14 protein-coding genes are annotated in these 12755 nt (G+C 35.4%); 12 read left to right on the forward strand and 2 right to left on the reverse strand.

Annotation, left to right across the window (positions count from 1 at the left end; genetic code table 11):
* Positions 1–10: 10 nt before the first annotated feature.
* A complete protein-coding gene (locus tag GCQ56_RS07355; protein ID WP_152733769.1) occupies positions 11–3298 on the forward strand; it encodes an ABC transporter permease in 3288 nt (1095 codons plus the stop codon).
* A 166-nt stretch (positions 3299–3464) separates the two neighbouring features.
* Positions 3465–5069: a fumarate hydratase gene (locus tag GCQ56_RS07360; RefSeq protein ID WP_152733770.1), complete on the forward strand. Its 1605-nt coding sequence runs from the start codon at positions 3465–3467 to the stop codon at positions 5067–5069.
* A gap of 71 nt (positions 5070–5140) precedes the next feature.
* On the opposite strand, the gene arfB is transcribed toward GCQ56_RS07360, so the two are convergent.
* Positions 5141–5557 (reverse strand): alternative ribosome rescue aminoacyl-tRNA hydrolase ArfB, encoded by a 417-nt coding sequence (gene arfB, locus GCQ56_RS07365; protein WP_152733771.1) that lies wholly within the window; start codon positions 5555–5557, stop codon positions 5141–5143.
* 101 nt (positions 5558–5658) lie between these two features.
* Positions 5659–6867, reverse strand: a complete 1209-nt coding sequence (trpB, locus tag GCQ56_RS07370) for a tryptophan synthase subunit beta (RefSeq protein WP_152733772.1) — start codon at positions 6865–6867, stop codon at positions 5659–5661.
* A 338-nt stretch (positions 6868–7205) separates the two neighbouring features.
* Between trpB and GCQ56_RS07375 the strand changes: the two genes are divergently transcribed.
* The 10 genes from GCQ56_RS07375 (at position 7206) to GCQ56_RS07420 (ending at position 12734) form a co-directional block, all read left to right on the forward strand.
* The gene (locus tag GCQ56_RS07375) at positions 7206–7970 is read left to right on the forward strand and encodes an SDR family NAD(P)-dependent oxidoreductase (RefSeq protein ID WP_152733773.1); all 765 of its coding nucleotides are present in this window, start codon (positions 7206–7208) and stop codon (positions 7968–7970) included.
* A 136-nt stretch (positions 7971–8106) separates the two neighbouring features.
* Complete coding sequence (locus GCQ56_RS07380; protein WP_152733774.1) at positions 8107–8511, forward strand: DUF134 domain-containing protein; 405 nt, start codon at positions 8107–8109, stop codon at positions 8509–8511.
* Positions 8512–8517: 6 nt separating this feature from the next.
* Positions 8518–8835 (forward strand): NifB/NifX family molybdenum-iron cluster-binding protein, encoded by a 318-nt coding sequence (locus GCQ56_RS07385; protein ID WP_152733775.1) that lies wholly within the window; start codon positions 8518–8520, stop codon positions 8833–8835.
* An 11-nt stretch (positions 8836–8846) separates the two neighbouring features.
* Positions 8847–9032, forward strand: coding sequence for a DUF5320 domain-containing protein (locus tag GCQ56_RS07390; protein ID WP_152733776.1), 186 nt, complete (start codon positions 8847–8849; stop codon positions 9030–9032).
* Between the two features lie 14 nt (positions 9033–9046).
* Positions 9047–9238 carry a DUF5320 domain-containing protein gene (locus GCQ56_RS07395; protein ID WP_152733777.1) on the forward strand — a complete coding sequence of 64 codons (192 nt, stop codon included), beginning with the start codon at positions 9047–9049 and terminating at the stop codon, positions 9236–9238.
* 141 nt (positions 9239–9379) lie between these two features.
* Positions 9380–9718, forward strand: a complete 339-nt coding sequence (locus GCQ56_RS07400) for a NifB/NifX family molybdenum-iron cluster-binding protein (RefSeq protein ID WP_152733778.1) — start codon at positions 9380–9382, stop codon at positions 9716–9718.
* A 1-nt stretch (position 9719) separates the two neighbouring features.
* Complete coding sequence (locus GCQ56_RS07405; RefSeq protein WP_152733779.1) at positions 9720–10565, forward strand: DUF89 domain-containing protein; 846 nt, start codon at positions 9720–9722, stop codon at positions 10563–10565.
* Between the two features lie 5 nt (positions 10566–10570).
* Positions 10571–11443, forward strand: coding sequence for a P-loop NTPase (locus GCQ56_RS07410; protein WP_152733780.1), 873 nt, complete (start codon positions 10571–10573; stop codon positions 11441–11443).
* Positions 11440–12327 (forward strand): ATP-binding protein, encoded by an 888-nt coding sequence (locus tag GCQ56_RS07415; RefSeq protein ID WP_152733781.1) that lies wholly within the window; start codon positions 11440–11442, stop codon positions 12325–12327. Before GCQ56_RS07410 ends, GCQ56_RS07415 begins: the two co-directional genes overlap by 4 nt.
* Positions 12324–12734, forward strand: coding sequence for a thioesterase family protein (locus GCQ56_RS07420; RefSeq protein ID WP_152733782.1), 411 nt, complete (start codon positions 12324–12326; stop codon positions 12732–12734). The genes GCQ56_RS07415 and GCQ56_RS07420 overlap by 4 nt, the downstream gene beginning before the upstream one ends.
* Positions 12735–12755 lie beyond the last annotated feature (21 nt).

Here is a 12755-nt window from a genome sequence, read left to right on the forward strand (position 1 = left end):
CCTCTCAAACATGAACAAACTTAAATACATTCTTAAAAGTCTGTGGTTTTATAAAAGACAACATTTTGCAGTATTACTAGGCACAATTGTAAGTACAACGGTGCTAACGGGAGCTTTAATTGTTGGCGATTCGGTAAAATACAGCCTCCACGAATTGGTAAACCTACGCTTGGGAGAAGTTGAATATGCCATGACTACAGGAGATCGTTATGTTCGTTCTGATTTAGCCTATGAAATTGCGGATGATTTGAAGGCAACTGTTGCACCTGTTCTCCAGATTAATGGTATTGCAATTCAACCAGAAACAAGTACACGAGTCAATGGAATACATGTTTATGGTGTGGATAGTTTGTTTTGGAAATTGAACAATGCAAAAGTAGAAGACCTGTCTAAGGATGAGGCTTATATCAGTCAGAATTTATCCGATAGGATGAATTTGAAAAAAGGAGATCAGTTTCTACTTCGTATTGAGAAAGGGAGTGTGATTCCTGCTAATGCCCCATTTGTATCCGATGAGGATCAGAGTTTGGCTTTAAGGCTGATGGTAAAAGATATTGCAGATGAATCTCATTTTGGGCGATTTAGTTTGCAATCCAATCAAGTTGCTCCATACAATGTTTTTCTATCGCGTAATTACATTGCAGAAGAAATGGATTTATCTGGTTCTGCCAATTTGATTCTATTTGATTCAGATCAGACGGAAATGACCGATGCTGATAAACTTGGAAATAGTTTACGTACCAATTGGAAAATAGAAGATTCAGGACTGAAATTGAAAGAGATAGAAGGGAAAAACAAATATGAGATAAGCTCAAATCGTGTTTTTATTGATGAGCCTATTTCTGATGCAATAGAAGATATCACAATAAATCAGCAGCAGCTATTAACCTATTTCGTGAATGGTATAAGCTCGTCGAAAGGTGAAACTCCTTATTCCTTTGTTACTTCAATTCGTAATGATAAGAATAATGACTTAGGTGATGATGAGGTGGTGATTAATAGTTGGCTGGCAGATGATTTAAAAGTAAGCATTGGTGATTCCATTGAACTAAAATACTTTGTGATTGGAGCGCTTCGGAAATTAGTAGAAGAGAGTAAAACATTCAAAATTAAAGAGGTTATATCTATTACTGATTCTTTTTGGGATAAGGATATGATGCCTGATTTTCCAGGTTTATCTGATGCTGGTTCGTGTAATGAGTGGGAAGCCGGTGTTCCGGTTGATTTTTCTAAAATCAGACCCAAAGATGAAGAATATTGGAAGAAATATAAGGGGATTCCTAAGGCAATGATCTCGCCTGAAACTGCTCTTGGTTTATGGAGTAACAAGTATGGAAAATATACAGCTCTTCGTTTTAATAAGGACGAAATATCTGCAAAAGATTTACAGGAAAAATTACAGAAGGCGCTAAATCCTGAAATGATCAACCTGCAATTTTTACCAGTAAGAAACGAAGGGAAAAGAGCTGTGAATAATATGGTAGATTTTGGCGGCTTATTTCTGAGCTTAAGCTTCTTTATAATTTGTGCTGGAATACTACTTACGGTTTTAATTTACTCTTTAAATCTGGATAGTAGAAACAAGGAAACAGGCATATTATTGGGATTAGGTTTTCAGAACAATCAAATTTTGAGTCTAAGAATATATGAATCGTTGATTACGATTATTCTTGGTGGAGTTCTTGGTGTTTTAGGAGGAGTGCTTTACAATAGTTTATTGCTCGATGCATTGAATTCTGTTTGGCAAGATGTGGTAAGAACCAATATGCTAAATGTTCACATTAAGACAAATACTTTGTTGACTGGATTTATGGCAGGAGTTTTCACTGCTATGATTTGTATTGTAGTTATCACAAGAAAGAAACTTAAAAGATCTGCAATTAAGTTGATTCAAAATACCGAAGATGATCAGATAAGAAGAAGAAATGGCAGTGTATCTATATTAATTGCTTTGTTTTCCGTGCTTGGAACAGCAGCTATTGTTGTGTATGCGTTTGTGTCTTCATTGGAACAAAACGCAGAATTGCTTTTATCGGCGGGAGGATTAGTTTTAATTGGTGCTTCAGCTTTTGTACATTCTTATTTGGTGAAAATTGGGAATAGGCAAAGTTCAACTACACCCGATATAACTGCTTTGGCTCTGAAAAATGGATCAAGAAATGTAAAACGTAGTTTGGCAATTGTTGTTCTTTTGGCATTGGGTACATTTTCAGTACTGATAACCGGAGCCAATCGTAAAACATTTTACAATACAGAGAATTCAAACGCCTCAGGAACTGGAGGATATGAATATTGGATAGAAGCAACACTTCCTGTTTTATCAGATTTAAATACATCGGAAGGACAGGAGAAAGTTGGATTTTGGGAAGGGGATTTGGATACAACAGTGAATTTTGTGCAATTCAGAGCATTGGAAGGAGATGATGCAAGTTGCTTGAATTTAAATCAGGTGAGTAAACCACAAATTCTTGGATTTAATACTGTTGATTTTGAGCAGAGAAAATCCTTCTCTTTTGCGAAACTGCATTCTGAAGTTGATAAAGAAAATCCATGGGGAGCATTAAATCAGGATTTCGGAGAGAATGTAATTCCTGCAATTGCCGATCAAACGGTTATTGTTTGGGGATTAAAAATGGCAGTAGGAGATACCTTGCATTATCAAAACGAATTTGGTGAAGATTTGAAATTATTATTGGTTGGTGGACTTGCCAATTCAATTTTCCAGGGTAATATTCTAATAGCCGATAGCTTATTTCAAGAGAATTTTCCATCGGTAAGTGGTTCAAAAATTATATTGGCAGAGGGTTCACCTACTGATTCTTTGTTTATTAATAAGCTAGAAGAAAACTTACAAGATTTAGGAGTAAGAGGAAGCAAAACATCAGACAAATTGGCTGCATTTTATTCTGTAGAAAATACCTACCTAAGCATGTTTATGTTTTTAGGAGGATTGGGCGTGATCATTGGAACCATTGGATTAGGAATAGTGCTTTTAAGAAATGTGTGGGAGCGTAAAAAAGAATTGGCTCTATTAAGCGCTATTGGATATACCGCTAAGGATATTTTTAAATTATTATTTATAGAAAATTTATTTTTATTGATCTTGGGATTGCTTTGCGGTACAGCGGCAGCATTCATTGGTGTTTTGCCATCATTGTTTTCTCCTGCATTTCAAATGCCTTATACTTACGTAATTTCATTGCTCTTAGCCATATTTGTGAGTGGATTATTATGGATTTTAATTCCTATAAGACTCATTCGAAAATTTAATATCATAGAAACACTAAAAGCTGAATAAGCTGTTGGTATTGTTTTGCGTATGTTGCACGGCAATGTTTTAGAATAGCCAATTTAGTTGAGCTTAGATATCATTTTGTTTTATCTTTGTCTGTAGAGATCTAAAAGAAGAGTATTTCTCATCTTTTAGTGAAAATTGAAACACACAAATTTTAAAATATTTTACCATGTCCGAATTTAAATATCAGAAGCCTTTTCCGATAACAAAGGATACAACAGAATATCGTTTGTTAACAAAAGACTATGTTTCCACCATTGATGTTGATGGAAGAAAAATCTTAAAGATTGATCCTAAAGGATTAGAATTATTATCGAAAGAAGCATTTTCTGATGTTTCATTTTTCTTGCGTCCTGCTCACCTTACTAAACTACAGGATATTTTAAAGGATGGAGAGGCTTCAGATAATGATAAATTCGTAGCTCATACCATGTTGATGAATCAAGTGGTTGCAGCTGATGGACAGTTGCCTACTTGTCAGGATACTGGTACTGCTATTGTTGTTGCAAAAAAAGGTGAAGATGTTTACACCGGATCAAATGATGCAGAGCATCTTTCAAGAGGTGTTTACGATACCTATAAAGAAAGAAATTTGAGATATTCTCAGGTTGTTCCTTTCACTATGTTCGAAGAAAAAAATACAGGAAATAACCTTCCAGCTCAAATTGATATTTACGCTAACCAAGGTAATGCTTACGAATTTCTATTTGTAACCAAAGGTGGTGGATCAGGAAATAAAACTTTCCTTTATCAGCAAACTAAGGCTCTTTTGAACGAAGAGAATCTAACCAAATTTGTTGAAGAAAAAATTAAAGATTTAGGTACCTCTGCTTGTCCTCCTTATCACTTAGCATTAGTAATTGGTGGAACTTCAGCTGAAGCAACATTGGCTACAGTTAAGAAAGCATCTGCAGGTTATTACGATCATTTACCAACAGAAGGTAACGAAGGTGGTCAGGCTTTTAGAGATCTTGAATGGGAGAAAAAAGTACAAGAGATTTGCCAAAATAGCGAAATTGGAGCTCAGTTTGGTGGAAAATACTTTGTTCACGATGTACGAGTAATTCGTATGACTCGTCATGCTGCTTCTTGTCCTGTAGGATTAGGTGTTAGCTGTAGTGCAGATAGAAATATCAAAGCCAAAATTAATGAGGATGGAATCTTCCTTGAAAAGTTAGAGAAAGATCCAGTAAAATATTTACCAGAGGAGGCTCCAGCAATGAAAGCTGCAGTTGATATTGATTTAGATCAGCCAATGGAAGATATTTTGAAGGAATTGACTAAATATCCTATCAAAACACGCTTGAATTTATCGGGAACTTTGATTGTAGCACGTGATATTGCACACGCTCAAATCAAGCAGATGTTAGATGAGGGAAAAGAAATGCCTGAATATTTCAAGAATCATCCGGTGTATTACGCAGGACCTGCTAAAACTCCGGAAGGAATGGCTTCAGGTAGTTTTGGACCAACAACAGCTGGACGTATGGATCCTTATGTTGGTGTATTCCAAAAAGAAGGCGGTTCTATGGTAATGGTTGCAAAAGGAAACCGTTACAAATCAGTAACTGATGCCTGTAAAGAAAATGGTGGATTCTATTTAGGATCGATTGGTGGACCAGCTGCAGTTCTTGCTAAGAACAGTATCAAATCCATTGAAGTGATTGATTTCCCTGAATTAGGTATGGAAGCAGTTCGTAAAATTAGAGTAGAGAATTTCCCTGCTTTTATTATTGTTGATGACAAAGGAAACGACTTTTTTGCAGATATGTAAGAAGATATTTCTAAAAGATAAAAAGGGTTATACCATTTGGTATAGCCCTTTTCTTTTATATGAAAAATATTTTAAAAATCCGGCTTTTTCCTCGATTCTTTCTTTTGTGATTGAATCTGCTTACCAGCTAATCTTTTTTCTTTTGAAGCTCTTGTAGGTCGAGTTTTCTTTCTAGGTTTTTCTGGTTTTAGGGCAAGTTCGATCCACTGATAGAATTTTTGGATCGCAATTTCCTTATTCATAAGTTGCGATCGTTCAGTTTGAGCTGTAACCGCTAGTATTCCCTGATTATTAATGTGATGGTATAATTTTTTAAATAAGGTTTCTTTTTCTTCTTGAGTCAAAATCTTTGAGTCGAAAACAGAAAAGCGTAATTCTACTTTAGAATTTACTTTGTTTACATTTTGTCCACCTGGGCCACTGCTTCTGGAAGTGATAAACTCAAATTCTTTACTTAAATCCTTCGAAAATTGATAAACTTCTTTCATAATACTGTAAATATAAGTTCATTATTCTAAATTGCAGACTTAAAATGAAAAATGCTGCTCAAAATAGAGCAGCATTTAATATATCAATTCGAAAAATCGTTTTATCGATCTTCAGGAAGACCGTATTTTTCTACTACAAAATCAAGGTCTTTATCGCCTCTTCCACTTAAATTGACTAAGATGGATTGACGAGGATTGGCTTTGGCAAGTTTTAAGGCATAAGCAACAGCATGAGCACTTTCCAATGCAGGGATAATCCCTTCTGATCTACTTAATTCATAAAATGCTTCTATGCATTCTTTATCGGTAATAGAATTGTATTCTACCTTGTTCCAATCTTTTAGCATAGAATGTTCTGGTCCAACTCCAGGATAATCTAAACCACTGGCAACAGAATAAACTGGGTCTGGCTGTCCTTCTTCATCTTGTAATAAATAACATTTAAAACCGTGTATAACACCAGGTTTTCCGAAAGTTAAGGTTGCTGCATGTTCTCCTTTGTCATAAGATCTTCCTGCAGGTTCAACTCCGTGAAGTTTACATTCTTCATCATCTAAAAAGGCAGAGAAAATACCCATGGCATTACTACCACCACCTACGCTAGCAACAATATTATCAGGTAACTCACCTGTCATTTCCTGAAATTGCTCTCTGGCTTCGATTCCAATCACGCGTTGAAATTCACGAACCATCATCGGGAATGGATGTGGACCAACCACAGAACCTATGCAGTAAATTGTATTAATCGGGTCCTTTAAGTAGGATTGAAAAGCAGAATCAACAGCTTCTTTTAATGTTTTTAATCCATGAGTAACCGGAATAACTGTAGCTCCCAATATTTTCATTCGCATCACATTGGGATGCTCTTTGGCGATATCCACTTCGCCCATATGGATTTCACATTCCAAACCAAAATAAGCAGCAGCAGTCGCCAAAGCAACACCATGTTGTCCAGCCCCGGTTTCAGCAATCAATTTCTTTTTACCCATGTATTTGGCAAGCAGAGCTTCTCCCATACAATGATTCAACTTATGAGCTCCGGAATGATTTAAATCTTCACGTTTAAGATAGATTCTACCTCCGTATTTATTCGATAAGCGATTGCAGTAATAAACAGGCGTAGGTCTTCCCTGAAAGTGTTTGCGAATACTTCTTAATTCTGAAATGAATTCATGCGACTTACTGATAGAGTAATACGCATTGTTAATTTTTTTCATTTCTTCCTTTAGTTCTTCAGGGATATAACTACCTCCGTACTTTCCGAAATACCCATCTTGGTTGGGATAGGTTTTAAAATAATTTGTAGACATTTTGTATGTGGTTATTGGTTAACAGATACTAAATATAACAGGATTAGTATTTCTTGAATACTGGTTATATTAGAAAGCCGAGATTCTCCTTATGATCTCCAGCCAGGAATGCCATTGGAAAAGATTATAGATTGATCGCACCCCGATAAGAAATCGCCAAAGAATCTCGACGAATGCAAAGGTAAAAAATAAGTGCATATAATGATTCATCTAGACTCATGATTATTACTGACTTTCTAAATAAGATGAGCAATCTTATTTACATTGCTATTGGGAGAGGATATTTGTAATTTGTGTAGAATTGTTTTAAATAAGTTTTAAACCAAACGGAGGTTGTGATGAATGAATTAAAAGTATCCCCGAAAGGGAGAGTTGCTTTTGTAAGTGGAGCAAGTAGAGGAATTGGGAGAGCAATCACCATCGAATTGTTAGAAGCAGGAGCAAAAAAGGTATACGCCGGAGTTAGAAACGCTAAAGCCTTAAATGATTTAAAAGCAGAATACAGTACTAGACTGGTACCTGTTCTGTTAGATTTGAGAGATGATCGATCGATTATTAAAGCTACCAGATCGATAAAAGATGTTGAAATATTAATAAATAATGCTGGTGTTTATGAACCTGGAGGTTTTTTCTCAGACGATACATTGGATAGCATGGCGGTTAATTTTGAAGTGAATGTTTGGGGTTTGGTAAAGTTAAGCCTTTCAATGATTGATCATTTAAAAAATAAGAGTCATGCAGCTATTGTAAATATTTCTTCGGTATTGGGTTTGGCAAGTATGCCTATTAGTGGAGCATATTCTGCATCTAAAGCAGCTGTTCATAGCATTACTCAGGGAATGCGGGGCGAATTATTAAATTCTAATATTTTGGTAATGGGTGTTTATCCTGGACCCATTGACACGGATATGATTAGAGATTTGGAATTGGATAAAGATCTGCCTCAAAATGTAGCTCAAAATATCGTAAAAGGATTAAAAGATGGCAATGAGTATGTTTTTCCGGATATGATGTCGAAACAAGTTGGAGAATTGTATTTAACCGAACCTGTTACTGTGGAAAAGCAATTTGCTCACTTTATCTCGGCTGAGGAGGAGGTTTAAGAACTAAAATTAATATTAGTTAAATGGAGATCCGAATTAGGATCTCTTTTTTTATATCTTATAGTGATCAAATATTTAATTGGAAAATATTTGTGAAATGAGAATAATCTCAATAACTTTGTTTAAAAATTAATATATGCCAAGACGAATACGTTTAAGAAAGGTTGTTGAACCTCCAAGATTTAAAGGATATAGACCCTTTGGTGTTAATGCTAAAAAAAGAGATTCTGTTGAATTTTTATATGAAGAATATGAGGCTATTAAATTAGCCGATTATGACTTTATGAATCATAAAGAAGCTGCGGATATAATGGGAGTATCAAGACCAACATTTGCAAGAATATATGAAAGTGCAAGAAGGAAAATAGCAATGGCTTTAGTCGAAACAAAAGATATAAAGACTGTTTTTGGAAATGCTGTAATGGATAAAGATTGGTTTGTGTGCAACAAGTGCCATGCCCGATTTAATATTCCCAAAAATATGGATAGTGAGGTTTGTCCTGCTTGTAATTCATTAAAAATAGAATCTTTAAATAAATAAAAATAAATGAAAACAATTATTACATCAACTGGAAAAGGAGAGGGTTCTTTATTTGATTTGCGTTTTGGTCGAGCAGCTTGGTTCTGTTTGTATGATGATGAAAATGGAGAGGTGCGTTTTATCGAAAATAAACATGCTAATGCAGCTGGAGGAGCAGGGACGAAAGCCTCTGAAACGGCTATAGAATTGGGTGTTTCAAAAGTTATTTCTGGTGATTTTGGACCCAAAGCAAAAGATCTACTAGATGAATTTAATATTCAGATGGTAATTCTTCAGGATGATAACAATACAGTTGAGAAAATTCTTAAAAACTTAAAATCTTAAATTCTACGAATATGCCAAAGCTAAATGGAAAAGGTCCGGAAGGAAAAGGATCCGGAACAGGACGCAAATTAGGCAAGTGTTCCTCTGATGATATGAAAACCAAACTAGAGAAACTGGGCGAAGGTCTTGGTCTTAAAAGAAAAAGTGGTTGTGGTCTTGGTCGGGGGAAAAGATTAAAAAGTGGAAAATCTATTTAAAAAAGGAGGTTGTTATGCCAGGATTGGATAGAACAGGTCCGAGAGGACAAGGAGTTAGGTCAGGTAGAGGTATGGGACGATGCAAGTCTGAAATTAATACCGAAAAGCAAGAGGAAAAGAGAGATCAATCATCCGAAGGAATGGGGCTTGGTCGTGGAAGAGGAATTGGAAGAGGAAAAGGGCAAGGTTTAAGAAGAAGAAGATAATGGATTATAATATGTCCAAAGAACACAAGGGAAATGCTTATTTGGTTTGGTAAATTCCTTGTGTTTGCATTTTGTAAACTGATTATTAAATAACAAATACATAGAAATCATATTTGAGATTTCTAATTTAAAATTTATCACATGAAAAAGAAGATTGCGGTACCGGTAAAAGAAGGTATGTTGGATGCACATTTTGGACATTGTAGTCATTTTGCATTAATCGATGTAGATGAAAAAGTAATTGTAAGCGAAGAATTAGTAGAAGCACCACCACACGTACCAGGTATGTTACCTCCATTTTTAGCAAACTTAGGTGTAACGGATGTTCTTGCAGGCGGTATGGGCGGAAGAGCAATTGAAATATTTAATGCCAACAATGTAAATGTTTTTGTAGGTGCTCCAAAACTGGAAGCTAAAGATTTGGTGAATGGTTTTTTAACTGAAACCATTAGCTTTACTGCTAATTGTTGTGATCATTAAGATGAATAATTCATGTTTGGCGTGTCAATCCAAAACTGCGAAGAGTTTAGCAAGTAAGTTTGGTACGGAAGCAAAGCTTACCAATGCGTTTCTCTCTGAAGCAGATTATATTATTAATCATAGCAATTCAATTTCAAGCCCATATCTTTCCTTATTAATTCATCGTCTTGCTAAGAAGAGTTTTGAGATTGAGGATTTGTACAAAGAGGAAAAGAAGAAAGCAAATCAGCTACTTTATTCTCAAATTAAATTTTGGAATAACTCTATAAGTAATTCGGATAATCCGTTTCATTTCGCAGCGAAATTAGCCGTTATCGGAAATATTATTGATTATGGAGCACATACCGCACCTGTTGATATTAACGAAAGTGTTAACAGTTTACTGGAGAAAGAAATTGCCATTGATAACAGTTTAGATTTATTGAAAGCTGTTGAAAAAGCTAAAACAGTTTTGTATTTGGGAGATAATGCTGGCGAGATAGTCTTCGATAAGCTTTTTATTAAACATTTAAATCATCCGAATGTGATTTATGTGGTGAGAGATCAGCCAATAATTAACGATGTAACTTACGAAGATGCGGATTATGTGGCAATGGAAGATGTTTGTAAGGTAATTTCCAATGGTCACGATGCACCTTCTACTTTATTGGAAAATTGTTCATCCGAACTTCAAAAATTGTTTCATACTGCTGATGTCGTGATATCAAAAGGTCAAGGTAATTTAGAAGGATTGTTAAACGAAAAGCGAGAGAATCTCTTTTTTATGCTTATGGCTAAATGTGATTTAATTGCTGGTAAATTAGGTGTTGAGATTGGCGATTTACTTATAAAATCTAATAAGGCGTAAGAGTTATGGCGTATAAAATAGCAATAACAAGTGGAAAAGGAGGAACTGGTAAAACAACTGTTGCAGTAAATCTGTTTTCCACTATTTTCGATAAGTGGACACGAAATGTTCAGCTGGTTGATTGTGATGTTGAAGAGCCAAACGATTTGTTGTTCTTTCAGAACATTAGTAGGGCAAAAGATAAATCAGTATCTCAATTGATCCCGACTATTGATTCCGAAAAATGTACATTTTGTCGTAAATGTGAGGAATACTGTGAGTTCAATGCCATTAGTATAATGCCATCGGTAAAATATGCTCATGTAGATCTCGATTTATGTCATTCTTGTGGAGCATGTTTGCATGCTTGTAATTATAATGCAATAACCGAAGAAGCAAATCCTATTGGACGCATAACAACTTGTAAAACTAAAGTTGGTGCCGAAATTATTGAAGGAAGTTTGAGAATTGGTTCTCCAATGCAAACAAAGGTAATTAAGGAATTAAAGCAGGAGTTGAATAAGGGAGATGGAATTGTGATATTCGATGCACCTCCTGGTACAAGTTGTCCGGTTGTTGAGACCGTTTCGGATGCAGATTATGTAATTCTGGTTTCGGAACCTACTCCTTTTGGTTTATATGATTTACGGCTAACCGTAGATTTAATGAAAGAAATGCATAAGCCTTTTGGATTGGTTGTAAATAAGGCAGGATTGGGCGATCGTGAAATTTATAAGTATTTGGAGGAAGAGGAAATTGAATTGCTTGCTGAAATTCCGTTTGATAAAAACTATGCCAAGCAATATGCCAAAGGAAAATTACTAAACGACATTCCGCCTTTTATAGAACAAGAATATTTGAAATTGGCTATCAATATTAAACACAAGCAAAAACAATGAAAGAAATTACCATATTAAGCGGTAAAGGCGGAACTGGTAAAACAGGTTTAACTGCAGCACTAGCATCGGTAAGTAAGAATACTGTGTTTTCAGATATTGATGTTGATGCGCCAGATCTTCATTTAATATTTCAGCCTGATATTAAAGAGCAGCATGTTTTTAAAGGTGCCCGAATTGCAAAGATTGATAATGAAATCTGCACCAATTGCGGTAAGTGTAAGCAAGAGTGTAGGTTCGATGCGATACATTATAAACCTGAAGGCGGATTGCAAGTAAATGCTTTCGAGTGTGAAGGCTGTCGATTGTGTGAGAGAATCTGTCCGGTTCAGGCTATTTCATCAGAACACAGTACTAATAATAGTTGGTTTATTTCCGATTCTAGATTTGGAAAGTTAGTACATGCAAAAATGGGACCTGGTGAGGAAAATTCAGGGAAATTGGTTACTGTGGTTAGAAAGAAAGCTCAAGAACTTGCGAAAGAAATGAATGCGGATTTTCTTTTGAATGATGGTCCTCCGGGAATTGGTTGTTCTGCCATTGCATCAATAACAGGAGTTGATGCTGTTGTATTAATTACGGAACCAAGTAAATCCGGTTTTCATGATGTGGTTCGGGTAATCGATTTAGTGAAAAAATTTAATGTTACTGCTTTTGCGGTTATTAACAAGTACGATATTAACTTGGAAATAACAGCTCAAATGGAAGCATTTTTTTCCACTCAAAATATTAATTTATTGGGAAAAATTCCTTTTAGCGAGGATATGGTATATTCGATTGTTAATCATCAATCTATTATTGAATTTAAACCGGAATCGGATATCAATCCAATAATTCAGACAATTTGGGCTGGTCTTGTTCATTCAAAAAAACTTTGTGAGGTATGATTAGAGGAGAGTGTAAAATAAGACCACAATATGGTGAGGTAGACCAAATGGGCTATGTTTATCATGCCAACTATGTAAACTATTGCCACCGAGCAAGAACTGAATTGATGAGAGAGTTTGGATTGAACGATAAGGTGTTGGAGGAGAATGGAATAATGCTTCCGGTTGTGGATATGAATTTGAAGTATCTTAAACCATCGGGTTACGATGATGAATTAACAGTTAAAACAAGAATTAAGGAATTGCCAATAACACGATTCAAGTTTTATTTTACCTTCGAAAATGCCAGGAATGAGGTGGTATGCAAGGCAAGTTCTACTGTAGTGTTTGTCGATAGTATAACTCGCAAACCGCAAAGAGTACCCGATCTGATAATAAGTAATTTAAAGAATGCAGTATTGATTTAGTAGTAGTTTATGACTATTTGA

This window comes from Marinifilum sp. N1E240, assembly GCF_009295825.1.
GTDB lineage: Bacteria > Bacteroidota > Bacteroidia > Bacteroidales > Marinifilaceae > Marinifilum_A > Marinifilum_A sediminis.

Bases quoted from the DNA above. Each gene is read 5' to 3' on its own strand.
- GCQ56_RS07355 (WP_152733769.1), top strand. From the start codon at position 11: ATGAACAAACTTAAATACATTCTTAAAAGTCTGTGGTTTTATAAAAGA.
- GCQ56_RS07385 (WP_152733775.1), top strand. From the start codon at position 8,518: ATGAAAACAATTATTACATCAACTGGAAAAGGAGAGGGTTCTTTATTT.
- GCQ56_RS07410 (WP_152733780.1), top strand. From the start codon at position 10,571: ATGGCGTATAAAATAGCAATAACAAGTGGAAAAGGAGGAACTGGTAAA.
- GCQ56_RS07420 (WP_152733782.1), top strand. From the start codon at position 12,324: ATGATTAGAGGAGAGTGTAAAATAAGACCACAATATGGTGAGGTAGAC.
- GCQ56_RS07380 (WP_152733774.1), top strand. From the start codon at position 8,107: ATGCCAAGACGAATACGTTTAAGAAAGGTTGTTGAACCTCCAAGATTT.
- GCQ56_RS07360 (WP_152733770.1), top strand. From the start codon at position 3,465: ATGTCCGAATTTAAATATCAGAAGCCTTTTCCGATAACAAAGGATACA.
- GCQ56_RS07390 (WP_152733776.1), top strand. From the start codon at position 8,847: ATGCCAAAGCTAAATGGAAAAGGTCCGGAAGGAAAAGGATCCGGAACA.
- GCQ56_RS07400 (WP_152733778.1), top strand. From the start codon at position 9,380: ATGAAAAAGAAGATTGCGGTACCGGTAAAAGAAGGTATGTTGGATGCA.
- trpB (WP_152733772.1), bottom strand. From the start codon at position 6,867: ATGTCTACAAATTATTTTAAAACCTATCCCAACCAAGATGGGTATTTC.
- arfB (WP_152733771.1), bottom strand. From the start codon at position 5,557: ATGAAAGAAGTTTATCAATTTTCGAAGGATTTAAGTAAAGAATTTGAG.
- GCQ56_RS07395 (WP_152733777.1), top strand. From the start codon at position 9,047: ATGCCAGGATTGGATAGAACAGGTCCGAGAGGACAAGGAGTTAGGTCA.
- GCQ56_RS07405 (WP_152733779.1), top strand. From the start codon at position 9,720: ATGAATAATTCATGTTTGGCGTGTCAATCCAAAACTGCGAAGAGTTTA.
- GCQ56_RS07415 (WP_152733781.1), top strand. From the start codon at position 11,440: ATGAAAGAAATTACCATATTAAGCGGTAAAGGCGGAACTGGTAAAACA.
- GCQ56_RS07375 (WP_152733773.1), top strand. From the start codon at position 7,206: ATGAATGAATTAAAAGTATCCCCGAAAGGGAGAGTTGCTTTTGTAAGT.